The organism is Herbaspirillum sp. NPDC101397, from assembly GCF_044767325.1.
Classification (GTDB): domain Bacteria; phylum Pseudomonadota; class Gammaproteobacteria; order Burkholderiales; family Burkholderiaceae_D; genus Herbaspirillum.
This window is the reverse complement of record NZ_JBIWNS010000001.1, coordinates 838,615-864,196: the sequence shown is the minus strand read 5'-3', so window position 1 is coordinate 864,196 and position 25,582 is coordinate 838,615. Positions and strand designations below refer to the sequence as shown.

Genomic DNA, 25,582 nt, shown 5'->3' with positions numbered 1-25,582 from the left:
AGTCCAACAATAAATCTCCCCCATTCGCTCTGAACGGAGTTGCAAGAATGAAAACATTAAAGTCGAAACTGCTGCTGGCGCTGGTCGTCATGTGGATCGGTTTGCTGGTGCTGGCGGCGTGGTCGGCGCTCAATACCCGGCAAAACATGATCAACGAGCGCGAAGCAGGACTCAAGCGCGTCGTCGAAACCGCCGAAGGCATCCTCAAGAGCTATGCAGCTGAGGTCGCCGCCGGCAAGACCTCGCTGGCGGAAGCCCAGAAGCAGGCGCTGGAACGCATCGCCGCGATGCGCTACGACAACGACAATTACATCTTCGTCTTCGATTCCAAGCCGGTGGTGCTGATGCACCCGACCAACAAGAGCGTGGTCGGCAAGAATGTCGGCGACCGCAAGGACAGCGACGGCAAACTGTACTACGTCGAAATGGTCAAGGTCGGCAAGGCGCAGCAGCGCGGTTACGTCAATTACATGGGACGCCTGCCGGGCGCTGATGACACCAATCGCACGCAGAAGGTCAGCTACCTGATTTACTACCAGCCATGGGACTGGCTGCTGGTGTCGGGCGTCTTCCTCAATGACGTTGAAAGCGATTTCTACAAGAACCTGCTGAAGCTGGCCGGCATCCTGATCGTGATCGGCGTGGCGGTGTCGGCGATGATGCTGGCCATCATCCGCAACATCACGCGCAGCCTTGGCGGAGAGCCTTCTTATGCCGTGGGAGTGGCGTCGCGCATTGCGTCAGGCGACCTCACCATGGCGATCCAAACGCGGCCGGGAGACAAGAACAGCCTGCTGTATGAAATGAGCGTGATGCGCGAGCGACTGTCTTCGGTGATCAGCGGCATCCGCACCGGCACCGACTCCATCGATACCGGCGCCAAGGAAATCGCCGCCGGCAACATGGATCTGTCCTCGCGCACCGAGCAGCAGGCCGCTTCGCTGGAAGAAACCGCGTCGAGCATGGAAGAACTCACCTCGACCGTGAAGCAGAATGCGGACAACGCCCGCCAGGCCGGTCAACTGGCCAACACGGCATCCGACATCGCGCGTCGCGGTGGTGACGTGGTGGGGCAGGTAGTCGACACCATGCAAGGCATCACGGAAAGCTCGCGCAAGATCGCGGACATCATCGGTGTGATCGACGGTATTGCATTCCAGACCAACATTCTCGCGCTGAATGCGGCAGTGGAAGCGGCGCGCGCCGGCGAGCAGGGCCGCGGCTTTGCGGTGGTCGCCTCCGAAGTGCGCAGCCTGGCGCAGCGCAGCGCGCAGGCGGCCAAGGAAATCAAGCAGTTGATCGATGATTCGGTGACGCGCGTCGACAGCGGTTCGGAGCTTGTGCAACGCGCCGGCCAGACCATGGGCGAGGTGGTCAATGCGGTGCAGCGTGTCACCGACATCATGGGCGAAATCTCCTCGGCGACCGAAGAACAAAGCAGCGGCATCGGCCAGGTCAATCTGGCGATCACGCAAATGGACCAGGCCACGCAGCAGAATGCCGCGTTGGTGGAGCAGGCAGCTGCAGCAGCCGGTTCGCTGGAAGAGCAGGCGCGCAGGTTGAAGGATGCAGTGGCGTTCTTCCAGGCGGACGGCGTTTCGGCTGTTGCCGCTGCGCCGGTTGCTCGCGCCGCCGCGATCGCACCTCCGGTAGCTCCGAAGGCTGCGCCTGCGTCTGCGACTAAGCCGCGCAAGGCCTCGGCCGCAGTCGCACGCGTCCCGGCGGCATCGAAACCAGCGCCGGGCAAGTCCTCTTCCGCTTCGACTCCAGTCAATGACGGCGACTGGGAAACTTTTTAAGCAAGCGCGGGCTTGCGTTCGCGCTTGAGTCAAGGCTGCAACGGCTTGTCCGAGCGATCGGACAAGCCGTTTGTTTTGGCGATCTCGCCGCAGCTGCGCCAATTGCTCTTGCAAGCCGCCAATTGAGCGGTTTTCCCTCTCGGAATGTTATGATACCGGGCTATTGCGGGCGAATTTGCCTGCCTCCGTCAAACTCTGTGAAATTGTAGATAACGTGCGCTTAAATTCCATTAAATTGTCAGGATTCAAGTCTTTCGTCGATCCGATGAATTTCCAGGTGCCGGGACAGCTGGTGGGCGTGGTGGGCCCCAACGGTTGCGGCAAGTCCAACATCATTGACGCCGTGCGCTGGGTGCTGGGCGAATCGAAGGCCTCCGAACTGCGCGGCGAGTCCATGCAGGACGTCATTTTTAACGGCTCCACCAACCGCAAGCCGGCCGGGCGCGCTTCCGTCGAACTGGTGTTCGACAACGCCATGGGCAAGGCTGCCGGGCAATGGGGCCAATACGCCGAAATCGCCGTCAAGCGCACCCTCACGCGCGACGGTACTTCGTCGTACTACATCAACAACCAGGCGGTGCGCCGCCGCGACATCCAGGACATCTTCCTTGGCACCGGCCTCGGCCCGCGCGCTTACGCGATCATTGGCCAGGGCATGATTTCGCGCATCATCGAAGCGCGTCCGGAAGAGCTGCGCATCTTCCTCGAAGAAGCCGCCGGCGTGTCGAAGTACAAGGAGCGCCGCCGTGAAACTGAAAATCGCCTGCACGACACGCGCGAAAACCTGACACGCCTCGAAGACATCCTGCGCGAGCTCAACACCAACCTCGAAAAGCTGGAAGCCCAGGCCGCCGTCGCCAAGAAGTTCAACGAACTCACCGCCGACCAGGAAGAAAAGCAAAAGCTGCTGTGGCTGCTGCGCAAGAACGAAGCCAAGGCCGAGCAGGAAAAATTCTTCCGCGAAATCGAGCGCGCGCAAATCGATCTGGAAGAACAGACCGCCAAGCTGCGTCACGTCGAGACCGAGCTGGAACACATGCGCCAGGCCCACTACGGCGCCGGCGATCGCCTGCATACGGCGCAAGGCCACCTGTACCAGACCAATTCCGAAATCGGCAGCCTGGAAGCGCAGATCAAGTTCGTCATTGAATCACGCAACCGTCTGCAATCGCAACTCAACTCGCTGACCGCGCAGCGCGACCAATGGCAGCGCCAGGGCACGCAGCACCAGGACGACCTGGCCGAAGCCGAGATCCAGCTTGAAGAGCAGGGTATGCGCGTCGAGCAGGCGCAGCAAGCCGTGCAGGACGGCAGCGACAAGGTGCCTACGCTGGAGCAGGCATGGCGCGAAGCGCAACTCAAGACCACCGAGTCGCGCGGCAAGATCATGCAAATCCAGCAGCAGATCGAACTGGAATCGGCGCACCAGCGCAACGCTTCCAACATCCTGTCAGGCCTGGCCGTGCGTCGCGAACGCCTGATGCAGGAAAAGAGCGGCCTGAACATGCCGGACGACGCGCACCTGTCCAACCTCAAGTTGCAGCTGGAGGAGAAGCAGGCCTCGCTGGAAGAAGCTTCCATGTACCTCGAAGAGGCGCAGGAGCAGCAGCCAAAGCTGGAAGAAGAGCGTCGCACCGCGCAGGAACTGGTCAGCAAGGAAACCTCCGACCTGGCGCAGCTGGAAGCCCGTCAGTCGGCGCTCAAGCAACTGCAGGAAAGCGTGCAGACCCAGGGCAAGGTGCAGCCTTGGCTGGAAAAGCACGAGCTGGCCAATCTCCCGCGCCTGTGGCAGAAGCTGCATATCGACGCCGGCTGGGAAACTTCGCTGGAGTCGGTGTTGCGCGAACGCATGTCGGCGCTGGAAGTGTCGAACCTGGACTGGGCCAAGGCCTTCTTCAACGACGCGCCACCGGCCAAGCTGGCGCTGTTCGCGCCGAATCCGACAGCCGCTCCCGCCGAATCAGCGCCGAATGGCCTGAAGCCTTTCATCAACCTGCTGCAACTCAACGATCCGGGTTTGCGCGCGCTGATGCAGGACTGGCTGCACAATGTCTTCATCGCCGACGACACCGCCAGCGCATTTGTCGATCGCAGCAAGCTGCCGGCGGGCGCGTTCTTCGTGACCAAGCAAGGCCACGTGGTGAGCCAGTCGAGCGTGCGTTTCTATGCCTCCGATTCGGAGCAGGACGGCATGCTGGCGCGCCAGCAGGAAATCGAAAACCTGACCAAGCAGCAGCGCGCCCAGTACATGCTGGCCGAAGAAGCCAAATCGCGCGCCGTGCGCGCCGATGCCGCCGTGACCGGCGCCACTCAGCGCCTGCAGGAACTGCGCCAGCGCGTCGCCGGCCTGACCCAGTCGGTGCACAGCTTGCAGATCGAAGTAATGAAGCTGTCGGAAGTACAGGAGCGCTTCAACCAGCGCAGCACGCAGATCGTGGCCGACCTTGCCGAAATCGAAATGCAGGAAGTCGAACAGCAACAGATCAAGGCCGAATCCGAAGCCAAGTTCGAACAGCTCGACATCGAGCTGGCCGAGCTGCAAGAGTCGCATGAAAACGGTCAGACCGATTACCTCAGCAAGGAGCAGCAGCTCAACGACGCACGCCTGCGCCTGCGCGAACTCGAGCGCGCCGCCCAGGAAGCGGAGTTCTCCGAAAAGTCGCAGCGCAACAAGATCGACGAACTCAAGCGCAGCATCGCCACTGCGTTGGAGCAGGCCGCGCAATTGTTCGCCAGCATGCAGCAGGGCAGTCTCGAATTGGAAAGCCTCGATGATCAAGCGGCGCAAGCCGGTTTGCAATCCTTGCTGGACAAGCGCACCGATCAGGAACGTGCGCTGGCCGACGCCCGCCATGAACTCGACCAGTTGTCGCAACAGCTGCGCCATCATGAAGAGGCGCGCCTGCAAGCCGAACGTAGCCTGCAACCGCAGCGCGACCGCATTACCGAGCTGCAGTTGAAGGAGCAGGCCGCACGTCTGAACCAGGAGCAATTCACCGAAGCGCTGGCCAACACCCAGGCCGACGAAGCGGCGCTGGCCGAGAAGCTCACCGACGACATGCGTCCTTCCTACCTGCAAGGCGAAGTGACCCGCCTGACCAATGCGATTGCAGCGCTGGGCGCAGTCAATCTGGCGGCGCTGGACGAGCTGGCGACCGCCTCCGAACGCAAGAATTTCCTCGATGCGCAGTACGTCGACCTCAACGAAGCGATCACCACGCTGCAGGACGCCATTCACAAGATCGACATCGAAACCCGCGGCTTGCTGCAGGACACCTTCGACAAGGTCAACGGCCACTTCGCCGAGCTGTTCCCGATCCTGTTCGGCGGCGGCCAGGCCAAGCTGACCATGACCGGCGACGAAATCCTCGATTCCGGCGTGCAGGTCATGGCGCAACCGCCCGGCAAGAAGAACGCCACGATTCACCTGCTGTCCGGTGGTGAAAAGGCGCTGACGGCGACTGCGCTGGTGTTCTCGATGTTCCAGCTGAATCCGGCGCCGTTCTGTCTGCTGGACGAAGTGGACGCACCGCTCGACGATGCCAACACCGAGCGCTTCTGCAATATGGTCAAGCGCATGTCGTCCAACACCCAGTTCCTGTTCATCTCGCATAACAAGATCGCGATGGAAATGGCCAATCAGCTGATCGGCGTGACCATGCAGGAGCAGGGCGTGTCGCGCATCGTGGCGGTCGACATGGAGGCGGCGGCCAACTTCACGTCGGAGGTGCAGGCGGCTTAGGCCGTCTGGTTTTTGCATGCCGCGCGCGAGTCGCGAATTTCGGCGCTGACGCGCCGTTTTTCATAGGCTGGACAGCTTGACAAGCCAAAGGGGGAACACTACCCTGAACAGCTTGTCATACAAGGGCTTTAGCGTGACTTCAGCGCTGCTGATGCAAAGCGATCCAGACAAAGAATAACAAGACGGTAATGGCGGACCAGGCGTACTTTTGCTGCTGTACGGATATTCAGGAAGCAATTGAACGCCGTGTGCCGTCGACTCTCAGGAATCCACAAAGACCAGTTATGACCAGTTTTATTGAACTGAACGCAGTTGATGTCCGCCGCGCCGCCCGCCAGGGCAAGGCCGCAGCGGCTGCAGCAACTGCAATTCTCTCAACCACCGCAGTGATGGCCGGCGCCGGCAATGCCGCAGCGCGCCTCGCTTCCAAGAAAAATTCCAAGGTGCATTCGGCATGACAGACCTCCAGACCAGCCTGATCGTTATCGGCGGCGTGATCGTCGTGGGCGTGATTTCCTACAATAAATGGCAAGAGCACAAGACGCGCAAAACCGTCGAGCGCGCGTTTTCGTCGGATCACGATGATGTGCTGATGAACGCCGACAGCGCGACGCAACCGCTTGCCCCGACCAGGTCGGCGGCGAACAGTGCGCCGGCGGCAGCTGCGCCGCAGTCTTTCCAGGCGGCACCAGCCCCGACGGCGCCTGCCGCGAAGTCGCCGCTGTCGATGTATGACGACGATGAACGCGTCGAGCCCGAGCTGTACCAGATGCCGGAGCGTCGGCCGCAAGTGCCCGCGCCAGAACAGCAACCGATCACGCCGCCGGTCACGGAAGCGGATCTTGACACACCGGTCGAACCCTACCTGTCGATCGACACGCCGCTCGACAGCCATGACGATTATCTGGCCGCTCCGCTGAACGTGGATAATCTGAATACTGACCTGAGTCATGTCGAAGCCACGCTCAACGACACCGAGATGTTTGCCGGTGAGCAAGCGGGGCAAACGCTCGCAGCGCCCCAACGCGAATTGCCGGTCGATGAGCTGGTCGACTGCATCATCCCGATTGCGCTGGAAGTCGCCGTGCGCGGCGAGAAGCTGTTGCCCGGCGTACAGAACCTGCGCCATGTCGGCAACAAGACCGTGAATTTCGTCGGTCGCACGACAGAAGGCGAATGGGAGCCGATCGGCCACGGCAGCTCCTACAACGCCTTGCTGGCCGGCGTGCAACTGGCCAATCGCAATAACGGACTCAACGAGCTGGAGTATTCCGAACTGATCGTGCGTCTGCGTGAGTTCACCGATGTAATCGGCGCCGAGCCGGAAATTCCCGACATGATCGATGTCATGAAAACGGCGCAGGCGCTGCACCAATTCGTCATGGATCACGATGTCCAGCTGGGCGTCAACGTGCGCTCCAATGGCGCACCGTGGAACGTCACCACCTTGCTCGCGGCATTGACCCGCCAGGGCTTTGATCGTCGCACCGACGGCCATCTGGTGATGCAGGACGGCGAAGGGGAAGTGCTGTTCTCGATGTCGACCAACGTCACCGGCGCCGCCGAAACAACGGATCGCCTCACGCTGTTGCTGGACGTGCCGCGTGTAGGCCCGGCGCGCGACGGTTACGGCGCCATGATCGCCTGCGCACGCTCCCTGGCCATGCGCCTGGGCGGCACCGTGGTCGACGACAGCGATCAGTTGCTGTCGGACGCCGCGCTGAGCGATATCGCCGAGCAGGTCGGCGCGTTCTACAGCGCCATGGAATCGGCAGAAATCCCGGCCGGCTCCAAGCGCGCGATGCGCCTCTTCAGTTAAGCTTGCGCGCTACTTTTCGAGCGCTCCTACCATGCACCCAGATTCACATTCAGCACCCGCAGCGCCAGGCGACTGGCGCGCGCGGGCGGCCTGGCTCAAGGCGGCGTTGGACCGTCACAACCACGCCTACTACGTCCTCGACAATCCCAGTATTCCCGACGCCGAATACGACAAGCTGTTCCACGAGCTTCAGGCGCTGGAAGCAGAACATCCCGAACTGGCCACCAGCGACTCGCCCACCCAGCGCGTCGGCGGCGCGCCGCTGCCGCAATTCGAGCAGGTGCGTCACGCGGTCCCGATGCTGTCGCTGGGCAACGGCTTCGACGATGAAGACATCGTCGCCTTCGACAAACGCGTCAAGGACGGCTTGTCTTCCGAGGCCGACATCGATTACGCCACCGAACTGAAGTTCGACGGTCTCGCCATCAGCCTGCGTTATGAAGACGGTGTGCTGGTTGGCGCCGCCACGCGCGGCGACGGCACCACCGGTGAAAATGTCACGGCCAACATCCGCACCGTGCGCGCGATTCCGTTGCGCCTGCATGGCGACAAGGCGCCGCAGGTACTGGAAGTACGCGGCGAAGTGCTGATGTACAAAGACGATTTTGCCCGGCTCAACCAACGCCAGCGCGACGCCGGCCAGAAGGAGTTCGCCAATCCGCGCAACGCCGCGGCAGGCAGCTTGCGCCAGCTCGACTCGAAGATCACGGCGCAGCGCACCCTGCGATTTTTTGCCTATGGCATCGGCGTGCTGGAAGGCGTCCCCATGCCGGCATCGCATTCCGCCTTGCTCGACTGGTATTCAGAACTGGGCCTGCCGGTCTGCAAGGAACGCGAAGTGGTGCGGGGCGCTGAAGGTTTGCTGAAGTTCTACCACGGCATCGGCGCCAAGCGCGCCGAACTGCCGTATGAGATCGACGGCGTGGTCTACAAGGTGGACCGTCTCGACCAGCAGCAGAAGCTTGGTTTCGTGTCGCGCGCGCCGCGTTTTGCGCTGGCGCATAAATTTCCGGCGCAAGAAGCGCTGACCGTGGTGCAAGGCATCGAAGTACAGGTGGGGCGCACCGGCGCCATCACGCCGGTGGCGCGACTGGCGCCGGTGTTCGTCGGCGGCGTGACCGTCACCAACGCGACGCTGCACAACGAAGACGAGGTACGCCGCAAGGATATCCAGATCGGCGACACCGTGATCGTGCGCCGCGCCGGCGACGTGATTCCGGAGGTGGTCGGCTATGTGCCTGAGTCGCGTCCGGCCGATGCCAGGCCTTTCGAGATGCCGAAGACGTGTCCGGTATGCGGCTCCGAGATCATCCGTCTTGAGGATGAAGCGATCGCGCGCTGCTCGGGCGGCTGGGTCAAATGCTCGGCGCAGCGCAAGGGCGGCCTGCAGCATTTCGCCTCGCGCCGCGCCATGGATGTCGAAGGCCTGGGCGATCAGTTGATCGAACAACTGGTCGACAAAAATGTCATCACCACCGCAGCGGATTTGTACCGCCTTGGCCTGACCTCGCTGGCCGAGCTTGACCGCATGGCAGAGAAGTCGGCCCAGAATGTGCTCGATGCATTGGAAAAATCCAAGTCGACCACGCTGGCGCGTTTCATCTATAGCCTCGGCATCCGTCACGTCGGTGAAGCGACCGCCAAGGAACTGGCGCGCCACTTCGGTAATATGGATGCGGTACTGGCGGCAAATGAAGAACAACTGCTGGAAGTCGCCGACGTCGGTCCGGTGGTGGCGCGCTCCATCGTCAGCTTTTTCTCCGATGGCCTGAACGTCGAGCTGGTGAATCAGTTACGCGCAGCCGGCATCCATTGGAGTGAAGGCGCGGGCATCGAGATCCAGGCCAAGACGCTGGCCGGCAAGACGTTCGTGCTGACCGGCACCTTGCCGACGCTGACGCGTGACGAGGCGGCACAGATGATCGAAGCGGCCGGCGGCAAGGTCAGCGGTTCGGTATCGAAGAAGACCGGCTATGTAGTGGCCGGCGCCGATGCCGGCAGCAAATTGACCAAGGCCGAAGAGCTGGGTATCGCCATCCTCGACGAGGACGCCCTGCAGTTGCTGATCAAAACCGGCCCTGAAGACAGCCCGGAAGCGCCATCCGCAGAATAATCGGCGATACTGGACCATAATGACGCCATGCATCATGGCTCATGCGTCCGGCGCCACGTGAATCCACTCAATATGTTATCGGGAGTTGCAATGAGCAAGAGAATCAAGAAAGCCGTATTCCCTGTCGCCGGTTTGGGCAGCCGCTTCCTGCCGGCCACCAAGGCGCAGCCGAAGGAAATGTTGCCCATCGTCGACAAGCCGCTGATCCACTACGCGGTGGAAGAAGCGGTCGCCGCAGGCATTACCGAAATGGTGTTCATCACCGGCCGCAACAAGCGCGCCATCGAAGATCATTTCGACAAGGCCTACGAACTCGAAGCCGAACTGGAAGCCGCCGGCAAGCAGCAATTGCTGGACATCGTCCAGAACGTGATTCCCAAGAACGTCACCTGCATTTTCATTCGTCAATCCGCGCCATTGGGCCTGGGACATGCGGTGCTGTGCGCACGTCCGGTAGTCGGCGACGAGCCTTTCGCCGTGCTGCTGGCGGACGATTTCATGGACGTCGGTCCGGGCCAGAAGCCGGTCATGGCGCAGATGACTGAAGTCTACGAGCGCGAAGGCCTGAGTCTGTTGGCCGTGCAGGACGTACCGCGCAGCGACACCAAGCAATATGGCATTGTCAGCGCTACTGCCTACCAGGCCAATCTGGAGCGCGTCAACGGCATCGTCGAAAAGCCGGCACCGGATGTCGCGCCGTCGACGCTGGCGGTGGTCGGCCGCTACGTGCTCAACAATCGTATTTTCGAGTACCTCGAAACCATCGGCAAGGGCGCCGGCGGCGAGATTCAATTGACCGACGGTATCGCTGCACTGATGCATGCGCAGACTGTGCTGGCGTATCGCTACGAAGGCCAGCGCTATGATTGCGGTTCCAAGCTCGGTTATCTCAAGGCCACGGTAGCGATGGGCATGAAGCATCCGGAGACCGGTGCGGCGTTCACCGAATACCTGAAGCAGCTCGACATCAACTCCTGAAGCAAGGCAGGGCAAGGGGACCAACATGGCTATACGTGACATTCTGAAAATGGGCGATCCGCGCCTGCTGCGGCAGGCCGAACCGGTGCAGCAATTCGGCACGCCGGAAATGGACGTGTTGATCGCCGACATGTTCGAGACGATGCGCGCGGTCAACGGTGCAGGCCTGGCGGCGCCGCAAATCGGCGTCAACCTGCAGCTGGTGATTTTCGGTTTCAAGAAGAACCAGCGCTATCCCGACGCGCCCGAAGTGCCGGAAACAGTGCTGATCAATCCGACCCTGACGCCGCTGGGCGACGAGCAGGATGAAGGTTGGGAAGGATGTTTGTCGGTGCCGGGTCTGCGTGGCGTAGTGCCGCGCTGGAGTCGTTTGCGCTACGAAGGCGTTGACGAGAAGGGCAATCGCATTGATCGCACCGTCGATGGTTTCCATGCGCGCGTGGTGCAGCATGAATGCGATCACCTGATCGGTGTGCTGTATCCGATGCGGATCAAGGATTTCACGCGTTTCGGTTTCACCGAAATCCTGTTTCCTGAACTGGACCCGAACGACGACGATTAAGTCGATCAAGCCGGACCGATGAAGACTGCAATGTCTTCATCTCATAAAAAAATCGCGTATGAAGTCTGACTTCATACGCGATTTTTTATTGCCGGTTACTACTGCAAGCTGCGAGGCGCGATTCAGCCTTCCGCGACGCGCTTGCCGATATGCGCCAGCGCTTCTTCGATCTGGTCGATCAGGATCAGGCACAGGTCGCCTTCCTTGAGCGTGGCCAGCGCGGTATCGATGGCGAGGAATTCACCGAAGACTTCCTTGGTGACGGTGGTGCGGCGCGCATTGGCCAGGCCCTGACGCAGCAGCGCCAGCACTTCGCCGTCGGCGCGTCCGCGCTGGCATTGATCCTGGTACAGCACGACTTCGTCGAAGGCATCGCCGAGGATTTCGGTTTGCTGGCGGATGTCGATGTCGCGGCGATCGCCGGCACCGCTGATGACGACCGAGCGACGTTTGGCTGGCATGCTTTCCACCGCCTTGACCAGTGCGTTGATGGCGTCCGGATTGTGGCCGTAGTCGGCGATCACGGTGGCGCCGCGATAGTCGAACAGGTTGAAGCGTCCCGGCGCGGTGCCAACATCGCTGATGAAAGTGCGCAAACCTGCGCGTACGATGTTCCAGTCAAGGCTCAGGGCCCATACCGCGCCGACCGAGGCCATGGTGTTTTCCACCTGGAAGCCGATGCCGCCATTGCGGGTCAGCGGAATGTCCTTGAGCGCCAGGCGGATTTCCTGGTCGCCTTGCGCTGCGACGATGTCGTCGCCGTCGCGGTAGACCACGCGATGGCCTTGGGCACGATGCGTCGCCATGATCGGATGGGTCGGGTCGAGGGCGAAGAAGATCACGGCGCCGGGGCAGGATGGCGCCATGCTCGACACCATGGTGTCGGCGGCGTTGAGCACCGCGTAGCCGGTCGGCGCGACATTTTCAACGATCACGCGCTTGACCACGGCCAGGTCTTCGACTGTGCTGATGTAGCTGAGGCCAAGATGGTCGCCCATGCCGATGTTGGTCACGACGGCAACGTTGCAGCGGTCGAAGCCGAGGCCTTCGCGCAGCACGCCGCCACGCGCGGTTTCCAGTACGGCAGCGTCGACGTCGGGATGAAACAGCACATTGCGCGCGCTGCGCGGACCGCTGCAGTCGCCGGTGTCGGTGCGTTGATTGTCGATGTAGACGCCATCGGTGTTGGTCATGCCGACGCGCAATCCCTTTTGCGCGAGCAGGTGCGTGATCAGGCGCACGGTGGTGGTCTTGCCGTTGGTGCCGGCCACCGCGACGAGCGGGATGCGCGCGTCGTCGCCATCGGCGAACATGGTCGAGATGATGGCGTCGCCGACTGCGCGGCCCTTGCCGTAAGAAGGGGTAAGGTGCATGCGCAGGCCGGGAGCGGCGTTGACTTCGACGATGCCGCCTTCCTGTTCTTCCAGCGGCGCGTGCACGCTGTTGCAGACGATGTCGACGCCGCAGATGTCGAGGCCCACCATTTGTGCGGCCGCGACTGCGCGCGCAGCCAGTTCGGGATGGACGTCGTCGGTCACGTCGGTGGCGGTGCCGCCGGTGGACAGGTTGGCGTTGTTGCGCAGGACGATGCGCGCCCCTTGCGGCGGGATCGATTCGGCGTCGTAATTTTGCTTGGACAGCGTCGCCAATGCGATGTCGTCGAAACGGATCTTGGTCAGCGACGTGGCGTGGCCGTCGCCGCGCAGCGGATCGCTGTTGACCGTGTCGACCAACTGGCGGATGGTGTGTACGCCGTCGCCGATGACTTGCGGCGGATCACGGCGGGCGGCGGCGACCAGGGTCTTGCCGATTACCAGCAGACGGTAATCGTGGCCGGGCAGGTAGCGTTCGACGATGATTTCATCGCTGATTTTGACGGCGGCGTTGAAGGCTGCGACGATTTGCTCGTGGCTGCTGATGTTGACGGCGACGCCTTTGCCCTGATTGCCGTCACGCGGCTTGATGACGACCGGCGCGGCGATTTCCTGTGCTGCGGCCCAGGCGTCCTCGACGGTTTCCACCACGCGCCCGTTCGGCACCGGTACGCCGGCGGCGTTGAGCAGCATCTTGGTCAGTTCCTTGTCCTGCGCGATCGATTCGGCGATGGCGCTGGTGTTGCTGGTCTCGGCGGCCTGGATGCGTTTCTGGCGGCTGCCCCAGCCGAATTGCACCATGCTGCCGTCGGTCAGGCGACGGAAAGGAATCCCACGTTTGACCGCAGCGGCAACGATGGAGCCGGTGCTGGGGCCGAGACGCACGTCTTCGTCCAGTTCACGCAGGCGCGCCAGGGCATCGGCCAAGTCGAACGGCTTGTCGTCGAGGGCGGCGTTGCACAGTTCCTGGGCCAGCTCGAAGGCGAGGCGGCCGACGGCTTCTTCACTGTACTCGACGATGACCTGATACACGCCGGCTTCAACGGTCGGAACGGTGCGGCTGAAGGTCACCGGGCAACCTGCCTGCGACTGCAGGCCCAGTGCGGCGGCTTGCAGCGCATGCGCCATGGAAACGGCCTTGACTTCACCGGCCGGTTGCAGGAAACCGATGTGCGGGAAGCGCGCGCGCAGGCGCACTTCAAAGCCGGGCATGCCTTCGATGGCGCGCTCGACTTCGGGGCACGAGACGATGGCTTCGATCGCAGTGTGCCTGCTCCAGAGGTTAGGGCCGCGCAGTACGCGAATACGTGAAACGTCCATCAACAAGTCTTCCTGAATGTGTCTGTTTTAAGTTTCTTGACCGGAGTCCGGCCTTGCTTTGGGCTGCTGTGAAACGGTCTGCTTTGAAAAGCTGTGCTTCAGGCCGACTGCGCCTTGCGCTTCTTGCCTTGCTCTTCCGCCTGCTCGGTGCCGAACAATTCGATGCCCGCGCGGATCAGGTCGGCCGTGATGCCCAGCGCCCAGGTTGCGGCGACTGCGGCCAACACGTTCTCGATCTGGAAGCCAACCGCGCCGCCGCCGGTAATCGGGATCGCGGTCACGGTGCTGACGCGGACTTCCTTGTCGCCTGTGGCCTGGATGACATCGCCGTTGCGTACGAAGACGCCGCGCTTGCCTTGCTTCAGATGTTCGGTCATGACCGGCGCTTCGCTGTCGACCGCGAAGAAAATCACTTCGCCGTCGCACAGGCCGGCCATGTCGGCGACCAGCGGATCTTCTGCGTTCAGGACGGCGACGCCGTCCGGCAGCACGACGTCGACCTGGGTGCGCTTGACCTTGGTGGCCAGTTGCTCGGCATTGTCGATGTAGTACTCGGGCAGGCTGTCGGCCGGATCGATGTTGGTGACCACGCCGACCTGGCAACGGTCGTAGGCAAGGCCTTCGGAGAGAATCGAGACGCTGCCGTTTTCAAACACGGCGGCTTCGACGGCGCGATTGAGCAACACGCGATGCGCGGCGCCCCAGTTGGCGCGATTGCCTTTTTCGACCAGGCGCTGGCCGAGGTAAAGCCCGTCGCCGCAAGCCAGGCCGACATGCTTGCCGCTAAGGTCGATGATACGTGCGACCAGGCGGGCGATGGTGGTCTTGCCGTGGGTGCCGGTGATGCCGACGATGGGGATGCGGCCGGTGTCTTCCGGCTTGAACAGGTGTTCGACGATGGCCTGGCCGACCGGACGTGGTGTGCCTTCGGACGGTTTCAGGTGCATCAGCAGGCCGGGGCCGGCATTGACTTCAACGATGGCGGCACGCTGCTCGTCGAGCGGACGCGAAATGTCTTCGGCCACCAGGTCGACGCCGGCGATGTCGAGTCCGACCACGCGGGCCGCCAGTGCCGCCGTCGCAGCGACGCTGGGGTGAACCTGGTCGGTGACGTCGATGGCAACGTTGCCATTACGGAGCAACAAGACCTTTTTGCCGTTTGGCGGTACGGAGTCCGCAGTCAGGCCCTGACGTTCCAGCTCAAGACGGGCTGCCGGCTCGCGGTCGAGAATGACCGGGTTCAGCGGGTGTTCTTCCAGATCACCGCGGCGCGGATCCATGTTGACCACATCGATCAGTTGCGAAATGGTCGAGACGCCGTCGCCGATGACGAAGATCGGTTCGCCGCGGGCGGCGGCGGCCAGTTTGCCGCCGACGATCAGCAGGCGATGTTCGTTGCCGCGGATGAAGCGTTCGACCAACACGCTGCTGCCTTCTTCGAGCGCAGCTTTATAAGCGGTCTCGACTTCAGCTCGTGTGTTCAGGTCGATGAAGACGCCGCGACCGTGGTTGGCGTCGGACGGCTTGACGACAACCGGCAGGCCGATGTCTTCGGCGGCTTCCCAGGCATCGGCCGCGCTGTCGACGATGCGGCCTTCGGGAATGGCGACGCCGCAGGATTGCAGCAATGTCTTGGTCAGGTCCTTGTCGCGCGAGATGCTTTCGGCGATGGCGCTGGTCTGGTCGGTTTCTGCGGTCCAGATGCGGCGCTGCTTGCAGCCGTGGCCGAGCTGGACCAGGTTGCCCTCGGACAGGCGGATCGACGGGATGCGGCGCTCGTCGGCGGCATCCACGATGCAGGCGGTGCTGGGGCCGAGGCACAGGGAATCGACCATGTCGCGCAGCTTTTCGATGGTGGCGTCGACGTCGAAAGGCTTGTCTTCGATGGCGGCCATGACCAGGTCGCGGCCGGCGTACAAGGCGGCGCGGGTGACTTGCTCATGACGGGCGCGGACCACGACTTTGTAGACGCCGCGCGTGGAGGTCTCGCGCGCCTTGCCGAAACCGCCGGGCAGGCCGGCCAGGTTTTGCAGCTCGAGCGTGACGTGTTCCATGATGTGGCCGGGCCAGGTGCCTTCTTTCAGGCGCTGCAGGAAACCGCCGCGCTCGCCATAGCTGCAGCGGTGTTCGACCAGCGAAGGCAGCCAGCTGGTCAGGCGTTCATTGAAGCCGGGAATGATGTTCGACGGAAAGTCTTCCAGTTCTCCGATATCGATCCAGACCTCCAGCGCAGGGCGATAGGTCCAGATATTGGGGCCGTGCAACGGGAGGATACGGAGAAATTCTATATTTTTCATGAGTAAGCAGTTGTGCCGCTAAGCGTTGTGCGTTCTGTCGATCCAAGCATGAATAACGCATTAAGCGCCGATTGGTTTACTTCACATTAACAAAATGCGAGCGCTACCATCGGCCTGCGGATGTTTTTGCGGGATTTTCTTGTTCTTCGTTCCATATTTGTCCAGGCCCCTTCCCATAAGTTGCCTGTATACACAATATGTAACGATATTGTCTCAGACTGTTTGTAGTCTTGCATGCAAAAAAATCAGGAAATCGTCAGGGTTCGCAGCCAAACCGGCGCATTGTTTGTCATCGCAGGAGGGGCTCCGCGCGTTGTCGGGGTGGCAAACCCTTGCGATATAATATGCGCGGCATAGATTGTCGGCAAAATGTTGCCAGCAAAACCATACCTCACTGTCCGCACAGGACAAACATGCCGTTCAGATGAATAGAGAATCCCTCATCCCAAGCTCCTCCAATTTGCCCGCGCCGTGGCGCGCGGAAGCGCAAGCCCAGCTGGCGCCTGAAGAAAAAATCGTCACCTGGCTCGAGCTCGATCTCGATGCCTCGCTGAAATTCAGTCGCGGCCTGATCATCGCGACCGACCGCCGCCTGCTTGCCAAAGACAGCGACGGCCAGGGATGGACCGCATGGGAATACCGCGCCGGCCTGACACTGAAACACCATGACCACGCCGGCGTCGGCAGCCTCGAGTTGCAAGACGGGCAATCCCGGCTGGCTTTCTGGCGCTACACGCTGGCGCAAAATCCGCAGGCGCTGCGCCTGATCAACCAGTTTGACCAGCAGCGTGACGCCCAGGCGTCCGGCCAGGCTGCGGTAGAAGAAGAGCTGGACGTTTGCCCGCAATGCAAGGCACCGATCCCGCAAGGCCAGGAAACCTGCGCGATCTGCCCGGAAGCCAAGGAAGCGCCGCCGTCGACTTGGGCGCTGTTCCGCCTGACGCGCTTCGCCAAACCGTACAAGGGTTCCTTGCTGCTGGGTTTCCTGCTGACGCTGGCCTCCACCGCCGCGACGCTGGTGCCGCCTTACATGACGATGCCGCTGATGGACAACGTGCTGATTCCATTTCAGAACGGCGCACCGCTGGATTCTCACCTGGCCGGTCTGTACCTGAGCGGCTTGCTGGGTTCCGCCATGGTGGCCTGGATACTTGGCTGGGGCCGCACCTACATCCTTGCGCTGGTGAGCGAACGCATCGGCGCCGACCTGCGCACCACCACTTACGAACATCTGCTGCGGTTGTCGCAGGAATACTTCGGCGGCAAGCGCACCGGTGACCTGATGGCGCGCATCGGTTCCGAGACCGACCGCATCTGCGTGTTCCTGTCGCTGCATCTGCTGGACTTCATTATCGACGTCTTGATGATCATCATGACGGCCGCAATTCTGATTTCGATCAATCCGTGGCTGGCGCTGGTGACCTTGTTGCCGCTGCCGTTCATCGCCTGGATGATCCACGTGGTGCGTGATCGCCTGCGTCACGGCTTCGAGAAGATCGACCGTATCTGGTCGGAAGTCACCAACGTGCTGGCCGACACCATCCCCGGCATCCGCGTGGTCAAGGCTTTTGCTCAGGAAAAGCGTGAAGCGGCCCGCTTCAAGGAAGCCAATCGCCACAATCTGGTGGTCAACGATCGCGTCAACAAGATCTGGTCGCTGTTCACGCCGACCGTGACCATGCTGACCGAAATCGGCCTGCTGGTGGTGTGGGTCTTCGGCATCTGGCAGGTTTCGCACAACCAGATCACGGTTGGTGTGCTGACCGCCTTCCTGGCCTACATCAGCCGTTTCTATACGCGCCTGGATTCGATGAGCCGCATCGTGTCGGTCACGCAAAAGGCCGCCGCCGGCGCCAAGCGGATCTTCGATATCCTTGACCACGTATCGAGCGTGCCAGAGCCGGCCAATCCGGTGCACATCGAAAAAGTGAAGGGCGCCATCGAACTGCGCAACGTCGGTTTCCGCTACGGCAATCGTTCGGTCATGCGCGGCGTCGATCTGTCGATCGCACCGGGCGAGATGATCGGACTGGTCGGTCACAGCGGTTCCGGCAAGAGCACCATGGTCAATCTGATCTGCCGCTTCTATGACGTATCCGAAGGCTCGATCCGCATCGACGGCGTCGACATCCGCTCGCTGCCGATTTCCGAATATCGCCGCAACATCGGCCTGGTGCTGCAGGAGCCGTTCCTGTTTTTTGGCACGATTGCCGAGAACATCGCCTACGGCAAGCCGGAGGCGACGCGCGCCGAGATCATCGCGGCCGCGCGCGCCGCGCATGCGCATGAATTTATCCTGCGCCTGCCGCAAGGCTACGATTCCCTGGTCGGTGAGCGCGGCCAGGCGCTGTCTGGCGGCGAGCGCCAGCGTATTTCGATTGCCCGTGCGCTGCTGATCGATCCGCGTTTCCTGATCCTCGATGAAGCGACGTCCTCGGTCGATACGACGACGGAAAAAGAAATCCAGAAGGCACTCGACAACCTGGTGCAAGGCCGTACCACGATTGCGATTGCGCACCGCCTGTCGACCTTGCGCAAGGCCGATCGCCTGGTTGTTCTTGATCGGGGCCAGGTGGTCGAAGTCGGTCCGCACGAAGAATTGATGGCGAAGCAGGGCGCGTATTACCGTCTGTATCAGGCGCAGGCGCGCAATCCCGAAGCCGAGGTGTCGGGCAGCGAAGAGAAGGATGACGAATGATGACTACGCACAGCGGCGTCGCCGCCCATAATTTCACCCTGCATCGCAACAGCTTTGGTCGCCTGGTCTTCGTCGACGCGGAAGGCGTCGCGCATGAGGGCGCGATTCCAGTGCGCGCTTTCCCGATCGGTGCGCCTGACGAAGGCATTGCGCTGGTCAGCGCCGATGGCCATGAACTGGCCTGGATCGATCAATGGTCGGACATTTCGCCGGAACTGCGGAGCGTGATCGAAGAGGAATTGGCCGCGCGCGAGTTCATGCCGGAAATCAGTCGCATCATCGGTGTATCCAGTTTCGCCACACCGTGCATCTGGGATGTCGAAACAAATCGAGGAAATACCTTTTTTACGCTCAAGGGCGAAGAAGATATCCGCCGTCTGTCACAATCTTCCTTGCTAATTGCTGACAGTCACGGTATTCAATTCCTCATCCGTGACATCAGGCAGTTCGATAAAACCAGTCGCAAGATTCTCGACAGGTTCTTATAAGCGTTTTGTCAGCACTCGTTGAAAACTTCTTCAGGCAATCCACGGCATTGCCTGAGTGTTTCTTCGATGGAGCCGAGAGTCTTGTTCGATTATTTTTTATAAAGGAATAGGCAGCGGATCCGGTGGGATAACCAAAGCAACAAGTCACCGGATAACGTACTAGGGATGGGAATCATTTTGGGGCTCTGGCAGGCCCGATTATTCCTATGACCGACTCACCGGATAAGAGGCGCTCTGCTTGCCCGCCTACGGCGCAGCCTATCATTGCATTGCCGGTAGCGCCGGTTTTGCGAGGTTTGATCGATGAAGCATTGAACGCCGTCATGGAGGAGGCTGCCGGGAATGCCTGTCTCAGTCTCGGTACGCTGGGCCGTTGTGCCGACTACGCGATTGTCGGCGCACGTGTGCTCAGCAAATTGTCGGATCATCCCCATGTCGCCGTCGCGGGAGGCGAGATCATTGATTGTGGCAATGGCATGTACATCGTCTTGTTCCCGACCAGAAGCGCGCGCCGGCATGCCCGCAAGTTATCGGATCTGAAGGATTACCATTGCTGGATTCAGTCGGTTCATGCGACGCCTGACGGCAAAGAACGGTTGGAGTGGATTGATTTCACCATCCGGCATGACCCTCTGGTCGCAAAGATGTTTGGCATTCTTTATTCCAATCCGCGCAAGGGTGACTATTTGTGGGACTGGTATGACAGTGTTCCTGAAGTGCCGGCGGATATCCGGCCGCAATTGTCGGTGAACGGCAATTGCGGCGACTGGATGTGGACGGATGCAATTTGCATGCGCTTGCTGCACAAATATGAACAGGAACACGATGTGCTGTTGAACGATCTGGTCGCTCGGGTGTTGCATCGGCTGGCAGATATGGTCGGCGTGCAAAGAAAATCCTGAGCGGCTTGCCGGTTTGTTTGCTTCGACAGTCGACGGGCAGCCTCAGAATTGCTCGTCAGGACGCAGATAACGCCATTCTCCCGTGGGCAAATCGCCCAGCTTGACCCCGCCGATACGCACGCGCTTGAGGCCGACGACTTTCAGGCCAACCAGTTCGCACATGCGACGGATCTGGCGCTTCTTGCCTTCATTGAGAATGAAACTGAGCTGATCATCATTTTGCCAGCGCACCTTGGCCGGCTTGAGCAGCTTGCCGTCCAGCGACAGGCCGTGGTTGAGACGCTTGAGGTCGCTGTCGGGCAGCTTGCCCGGTTTGGTGTATTGCACGCGCACCAGGTATTCCTTGTCGACGCTGGTGTCTTCGCCAATCAGCTGCTTGGCGATGCGGCCGTCCTGCGTCAGCACCAGCAAACCGACCGAGTCGATGTCCAGGCGACCGGCCGGCACCAGGCTGCGCAGTTGCGTCGGATGGAATTGCGTATCGACCTGGTCTTCCTTCCAGCGTGTGGCGGCTTCCACCAGCGCGACTGCCGGTTTGTAGCCGTCTTCGGCCTGGCCGCTGACATAGCCCATCGGCTTATTGATCAGGATGGTGACGCGCTTGGATTGTTCCGCCGCGGCCTGGCGCTCGACGCTCACGCGCTGGTGCGGCAACACTTTGCTGCCCAGTACGGAGACCACAATGCCGTCGACACGGACCCAGCCTTTTTCTATCCATTCGTCGGCCTCCCGGCGCGAACAGAGGCCGAGTTCGGACATGCGTTTGGACAGGCGTACTGGTTCAGTCATGATGAATAAGCTAGGTGAAAATCGGGTTAAATAAAAGCGGAGGAAGCGGCGGTCGATGCGCGCTAAATGCGCAGCGCCTTGAGCAAATCGGTTTCCAGCATGATCTGGTTGCGCGGATGATTGAGCGCCGCACCATCGACCAGGAATACGTCTTCGACGCGTTCGCCGAGCGTCATCACCTTTGCCGTATGCAGGTTGATCTTGTACTTGGCGAGGATGTTGGAGATCGTGTAGAGCAGGCCGTTGCGATCATTGGCCGACACCGATAGCAGGTAGTACTGGCCACGCTCATCCGGACGCAGATCAACCGACGGATTGATCGGGAAAGTGCGCGACAGGCGCGACAAGCGTCCCTTCGCAGGCGTCGGCAGCGGGCCGTCGGATTGCAGCAGGTGCGCCAGTTCATGCTCGATCAGATTGATGATGTCGCGGTAATTCTTGGCGAACACCGGCGCGCTGATCAGGAAGGCATCGAGCGCGTAATTGGTTTTGGTGGTGTGGATCTTGGCGTCGAGAATGCTGAAATTCTTTTCGTCGAAATAGCTGCAGATGCGCGCGAACAGATCGGGCTGGTCGGGCGTATACACCGCGACTTGCACGCCTTCGCCGATCGGCGCCAGGCGGCATTTGACCAGCGGTACCTTGCTGTCCATCTTGTCGTAGAACGAGCGCGTCTGCCAGGCGATATCGGAGGCATCGAGGCGCAGGAAATAGGCGACGTCGAGCTGGCGCCAGAAATTTTCATGGGCGTCGGCAGGCAGGCCGTACAGGCGCAGCGTCTTGATCGCTTCCTGCTGGGTGTTCTTGAGCTCGCGGTCGGCCGACGGCGCTTCACCGCCGAGCACGCGCAAGGTCATGCGGTACAGGTCTTCCAGCAACTTGCCTTTCCAGGCATTCCAGACCTTCGGGCTGGTGCCGCGGATATCAGCGACGGTGAGCAGGTACAGCGCCGTCAGGTGGCGCTCGTCCTTGACCGAATCGGCGAATTGCTGGATCACGTCGGGGTCTGACAAGTCCTGCTTTTGCGCCACTTGCGACATGGTCAGATGGTGTTCGACCAGGAACACCACGAGTTCGGTGTTCGCTTCCGAGATGCCATGCTGCACGCAGAACTGGCGCGCATCGGCCATGCCCAGCTTGGAATGATCACCGCCGCGGCCCTTGGCGATATCGTGGAACAGCGCCGCCACATACAGGATCCATGGCTGCGCGAAGTTGGCCATGAGCTGGCTGCAGAACGGATATTCGTGCGCGTGTTCGCTCATCGTGAAGCGGCGCACGTTGCGCACCACCATCAGGATGTGCTGGTCGACGGTGTAGACGTGGAACAGGTCGTGCTGCATCTGGCCGACGATGCGGCGGAAGTTGGGCAGGTAGCGACCCAGCACGCTGGTCTGGTTCATCCGGCGCAACGCATGCATGATGCCGCGCTTGCCTTGCAGGATCTGCATGAACAGCGCATGGTTGCCCGGATCGGCGCGGAAGGCGTTGTCGATCTTGAAGCGCGCATGCCACAGCGCGCGCATGGTGCGCGCTGACATGTCCTTGAGTTCCTGATGCTGGGCCAGCACCAGGAAGACTTCCAGCATGGCCGACGGCGTGTCTTCGAAGACGTTGTCGTGGGCGATGTCGAGGAAGCCGTTGAGTTCGTTGAAGCGCTCGTTGATCTTTTGCGGGATGACATCCTGCGGGAACAGCTGCGCTTCGATATTCTGCAGCAGGATGGTGTTGAGCTGGGTGACCGCCTTGGCCGCCCAGTAATAGCGCTGCATCAGGTACTCGCTGGCGCGGCGCGTGTCGGTGCTCTTGAAGCCGAAACTCTCGGCAATCGGCGTCTGGATGTCGAACACCAGCCGGTCTTCGCGGCGGTTGGTGTAAATGTGCAGGCGGATGCGGATGTCCTTGAAGGCGCGTTCCTTTTGCGTCAGCTGGCGCGCTTCGGTCGCAGTCAACAAGCCGCGCTGGGCCAGCTTGCTCCAGGAGTCACCGAGTCCGGCCGCCTTGGCCACCCACAGGATCACCTGCAGATCGCGCAGGCCGCCCGGGCTTTCCTTGCAGTTCGGTTCCAGGCTGTAGGGCGTGTCTTCATATTTGACGTGGCGCTGGCGCAGTTCCAGGGTCTTGGCGAGGAAGAAAGCGCGCGGATCCATGGCCGCCTGGCACTTCACCTGCAGCAACTGGAACAGCGTCTTGTTGCCGGTCACCAGGCGCGCTTCCAGCAGGCTGGTCTGTACCGTGATGTCGGCGGCCGATTCACTCATGCATTCGTCGATGGTGCGGATGCTGTGGCCGATTTCGAGGCCGATGTCCCAGAACAGCTGCACCAGAGATTCCAGCTTTTCCTGCATGGCCTTGCCGGGCGATTCGTCGAGCAGGATCAGCACATCGACGTCGGAATGCGGAAACAGCTCGCCGCGACCGTAGCCACCGACCGCGACCAGCGCGATATCGCGCGGGAGGTCGCATTTGTTCCAGGCTTCGGTGAGCGCAGCATCGACGTTACGGCGCAGTTGCGTCAGCAGATGGTCGGTCTTGCCGTCAGCCTGGAAAGCCTCAATGGCCTCCTGGCGCGATGCTTTGAGTTGTTTTTTGAGGGTGACGGCAAGGGAGGGCATAGAAATCCGGTCGATGGATCAGGCAGTTCAGGCGAGAGCCGGGGCCGCTTGCTGGATGAATGCCGGCGGCGCGGGCATGCCGGGCGACACCGTCAGCACTTCGAATCCGGTTTCGGTCACCAGCACGGTGTGTTCCCACTGCGCCGACAGGCTGCGATCCTTGGTCTTGATGGTCCAGCCGTCGCCCATTTCACGGATTTCGCGGCGTCCGGCGTTGATCATCGGCTCAACCGTGAAGATCATGCCGGCTTCGAGTTTTTCCAATGTGCCGGGACGGCCGTAGTGCAGCACTTGCGGCTCTTCGTGGAAAACGGTGCCGATGCCGTGGCCGCAGAACTCGCGCACCACGCTGTAGCCGGCTTTTTCCGCGTGCTGCTGGATCACATGACCGATGTCGCCCAGATGCGCGCCCGGCTTGATTTTGGAAATGCCGAGCCACATGCATTCATAAGTGATTTCGGTCAGGCGACGCGCCAGGATGGACGGCTCGCCGATGAAGAACATGCGGCTGGTGTCGCCGTGGTAGCCGTTCTTGATCACGGTGATGTCGATGTTCAGAACGTCGCCGTTCTTCATGACCTTGTCGCCCGGGATACCGTGGCAGATGATGTCGTTGAGCGAGGTGCAAATCGCCTTCGGATAAGGGGTGTAGCCCGGTGGGCAGTAATTCAGCGGGGCCGGGATGGTGCCTTGCACATTGGTCATGTACTCGTGGCACAGGCGGTCCAGTTCGCCGGTGGTAGTGCCGGCCTTGACGAAGGGGGCAATGTAATCGAGCACTTCGGCGGCCAGTTTGCCGGCCACGCGCATACCTTCGATATCTTCGGCGGTTTTGATGGAGATGGAGCCCATAAAGTTTGTCGCAATTCGCTAAAAATCGTTAAGTAGAGATTATAGACGAGGGCAGGCGGTTCTGTCGGCGCGGATTGGCGTTACGGAGTGGGCAAAAGCTAATGAAAACAATGCTTTCGGCGCTTGAATGGATTCTCCGGATGAGGTAGAATGCTCGGCTAACTTGAGTCACTCAGGTTGGAAGGCGAGTTTTGCCGCTGCAGATTGCCAGTTTGGGGTCGTTGGAGGCAAATATTGCTTTAATGAAAGAAGTGAGTTGTTGTTAATTTTGAATCGCGAATCCGTTCGCAAAGGGTGTCCGGGCAGCAGTTGATCTGCCTTTCCGGATGGCCGAATGGATTCCAGACCTAACCCTGGAGAAATTTATGTCCGTAACTATGCGCGAAATGCTGGAAGCCGGTGTCCACTTTGGTCACCAAACACGCTTCTGGAACCCAAAGATGGCCCCGTTTATCTTCGGTCATCGCAACAAGATTCATATCGTCAACCTGGAAAAGACCCTGGGCATGTATCAGGAAGCGCTGAAGTACGTGCGCCAACTGTCGTCCAACCGAGGCACCATCCTGTTTGTCGGCACCAAGCGTCAGGCACGCGACACCATCGCCGCTGAAGCGCAACGTGCAGGCGTTCCTTACGTCGACCAACGTTGGTTGGGCGGCATGCTGACCAACTTCAAGACCATCAAGACATCGATCAAGCGTCTGAAGGACATGGAAGCATCCATCGCTGACGGTTCCAACGAAAAGTTGAGCAAGAAAGAAGCACTGCTGTTCAGCCGCGAACAAGAAAAGCTGCAAAAGGCAATCGGCGGTATCAAGGATATGGGCGGCATTCCTGACGCCATCTTCGTGATCGACGTCGGCTACCACAAGGGCGCCATCACTGAAGCCGCCAAGCTGGGTATCCCGGTCATCGGCGTGGTTGACACCAACCACTCGCCAGAAGGCGTGACTTACATCATTCCGGGTAACGACGATTCCGCCAAGGCAATCGCTCTGTACGCTCGTGGTGTTGCTGACGCGATTCTGGAAGGCCGTGAAAATGCGGTGAACGAAGTTGTCGAAGCCGTCAAGAACGGTGGCGACGAGTTCGTCGAAGTGAACGAACAGGCTTAATTTGCCTGCAGCGCCCGTGGAGTCTTATCCACGGGCGACAAGAAAAGGGGTAACAGCGAGAGTTAGCGCAGTTCGCCCCTTTTTTTTGAGTAAATTGATCGAATTCCCGATGTGGCGCCC

At 60.8% G+C, this 25,582-nt stretch carries 16 protein-coding genes; 11 read left to right on the top strand and 5 right to left on the bottom strand.

Annotated features, from left to right (window positions below; genetic code table 11):
• Positions 1 to 47: 47 nt before the first annotated feature.
• The 7 genes from ACIROW_RS03770 (at position 48) to def (ending at position 11,013) form a co-directional block, all read left to right on the top strand.
• Positions 48 to 1,799: a methyl-accepting chemotaxis protein gene (locus ACIROW_RS03770; protein WP_402272038.1), complete on the top strand. Its 1,752-nt coding sequence runs from the start codon at positions 48 to 50 to the stop codon at positions 1,797 to 1,799.
• 214 nt (positions 1,800 to 2,013) lie between these two features.
• Positions 2,014 to 5,541 (top strand): chromosome segregation protein SMC, encoded by a 3,528-nt coding sequence (smc, locus tag ACIROW_RS03765; protein ID WP_402272036.1) that lies wholly within the window; start codon positions 2,014 to 2,016, stop codon positions 5,539 to 5,541.
• A 284-nt stretch (positions 5,542 to 5,825) separates the two neighbouring features.
• Positions 5,826 to 5,999, top strand: a complete 174-nt coding sequence (locus ACIROW_RS03760; protein WP_402272033.1) for a hypothetical protein — start codon at positions 5,826 to 5,828, stop codon at positions 5,997 to 5,999.
• Complete coding sequence (locus tag ACIROW_RS03755; protein ID WP_402272030.1) at positions 5,996 to 7,360, top strand: cell division protein ZipA C-terminal FtsZ-binding domain-containing protein; 1,365 nt, start codon at positions 5,996 to 5,998, stop codon at positions 7,358 to 7,360. The genes ACIROW_RS03760 and ACIROW_RS03755 overlap by 4 nt, the downstream gene beginning before the upstream one ends.
• 31 nt (positions 7,361 to 7,391) lie before the next feature.
• Positions 7,392 to 9,473, top strand: a complete 2,082-nt coding sequence (gene ligA, locus ACIROW_RS03750) for an NAD-dependent DNA ligase LigA (protein WP_402272027.1) — start codon at positions 7,392 to 7,394, stop codon at positions 9,471 to 9,473.
• 90 nt (positions 9,474 to 9,563) lie between these two features.
• Entirely contained in the window at positions 9,564 to 10,451 is an 888-nt protein-coding gene (gene galU / locus ACIROW_RS03745) for a UTP--glucose-1-phosphate uridylyltransferase GalU (RefSeq protein ID WP_116432500.1), read from the top strand.
• Positions 10,452 to 10,476: 25 nt separating this feature from the next.
• Positions 10,477 to 11,013, top strand: a complete 537-nt coding sequence (def, locus tag ACIROW_RS03740) for a peptide deformylase (protein ID WP_116432501.1) — start codon at positions 10,477 to 10,479, stop codon at positions 11,011 to 11,013.
• Positions 11,014 to 11,135: 122 nt separating this feature from the next.
• Here the strand turns inward: def and cphA (ACIROW_RS03735) are convergent, their stop codons facing one another.
• Positions 11,136 to 13,706: a cyanophycin synthetase gene (gene cphA / locus ACIROW_RS03735; RefSeq protein WP_402272022.1), complete on the bottom strand. Its 2,571-nt coding sequence runs from the start codon at positions 13,704 to 13,706 to the stop codon at positions 11,136 to 11,138.
• Positions 13,707 to 13,804: 98 nt separating this feature from the next.
• On the bottom strand, positions 13,805 to 16,003 hold the full coding sequence (gene cphA, locus ACIROW_RS03730; protein WP_402272019.1) for a cyanophycin synthetase: 2,199 nt from the start codon (positions 16,001 to 16,003) through the stop codon (positions 13,805 to 13,807).
• A gap of 424 nt (positions 16,004 to 16,427) precedes the next feature.
• Between cphA (ACIROW_RS03730) and ACIROW_RS03725 the strand changes: the two genes are divergently transcribed.
• From ACIROW_RS03725 to ACIROW_RS03715, 3 genes are all read left to right on the top strand, one after another.
• Entirely contained in the window at positions 16,428 to 18,701 is a 2,274-nt protein-coding gene (locus tag ACIROW_RS03725; RefSeq protein WP_402272016.1) for an ABC transporter ATP-binding protein, read from the top strand.
• Positions 18,698 to 19,189 (top strand): DUF1854 domain-containing protein, encoded by a 492-nt coding sequence (locus tag ACIROW_RS03720; RefSeq protein ID WP_402272013.1) that lies wholly within the window; start codon positions 18,698 to 18,700, stop codon positions 19,187 to 19,189. The genes ACIROW_RS03725 and ACIROW_RS03720 overlap by 4 nt, the downstream gene beginning before the upstream one ends.
• A 206-nt stretch (positions 19,190 to 19,395) precedes the next feature.
• Complete coding sequence (locus tag ACIROW_RS03715; protein WP_402272010.1) at positions 19,396 to 20,091, top strand: hypothetical protein; 696 nt, start codon at positions 19,396 to 19,398, stop codon at positions 20,089 to 20,091.
• A 42-nt stretch (positions 20,092 to 20,133) separates the two neighbouring features.
• On the opposite strand, the gene ACIROW_RS03710 is transcribed toward ACIROW_RS03715, so the two are convergent.
• The 3 genes from ACIROW_RS03710 to map all read right to left on the bottom strand — a co-directional run bounded on the left by ACIROW_RS03710 (position 20,134) and on the right by map (position 24,347).
• Positions 20,134 to 20,880: a pseudouridine synthase gene (locus tag ACIROW_RS03710; protein ID WP_402272007.1), complete on the bottom strand. Its 747-nt coding sequence runs from the start codon at positions 20,878 to 20,880 to the stop codon at positions 20,134 to 20,136.
• A gap of 62 nt (positions 20,881 to 20,942) precedes the next feature.
• The gene (locus ACIROW_RS03705; RefSeq protein WP_402272004.1) at positions 20,943 to 23,495 is read right to left on the bottom strand and encodes a [protein-PII] uridylyltransferase; all 2,553 of its coding nucleotides are present in this window, start codon (positions 23,493 to 23,495) and stop codon (positions 20,943 to 20,945) included.
• A gap of 27 nt (positions 23,496 to 23,522) precedes the next feature.
• Positions 23,523 to 24,347 (bottom strand): type I methionyl aminopeptidase, encoded by an 825-nt coding sequence (gene map / locus ACIROW_RS03700; RefSeq protein WP_402272001.1) that lies wholly within the window; start codon positions 24,345 to 24,347, stop codon positions 23,523 to 23,525.
• Positions 24,348 to 24,712: 365 nt separating this feature from the next.
• Here map and rpsB point away from each other — a divergent pair, with 365 nt between their 5' ends.
• Positions 24,713 to 25,462, top strand: coding sequence for a 30S ribosomal protein S2 (gene rpsB, locus ACIROW_RS03695; protein WP_016832597.1), 750 nt, complete (start codon positions 24,713 to 24,715; stop codon positions 25,460 to 25,462).
• The last annotated feature ends 120 nt before the right edge of the window (positions 25,463 to 25,582 follow it).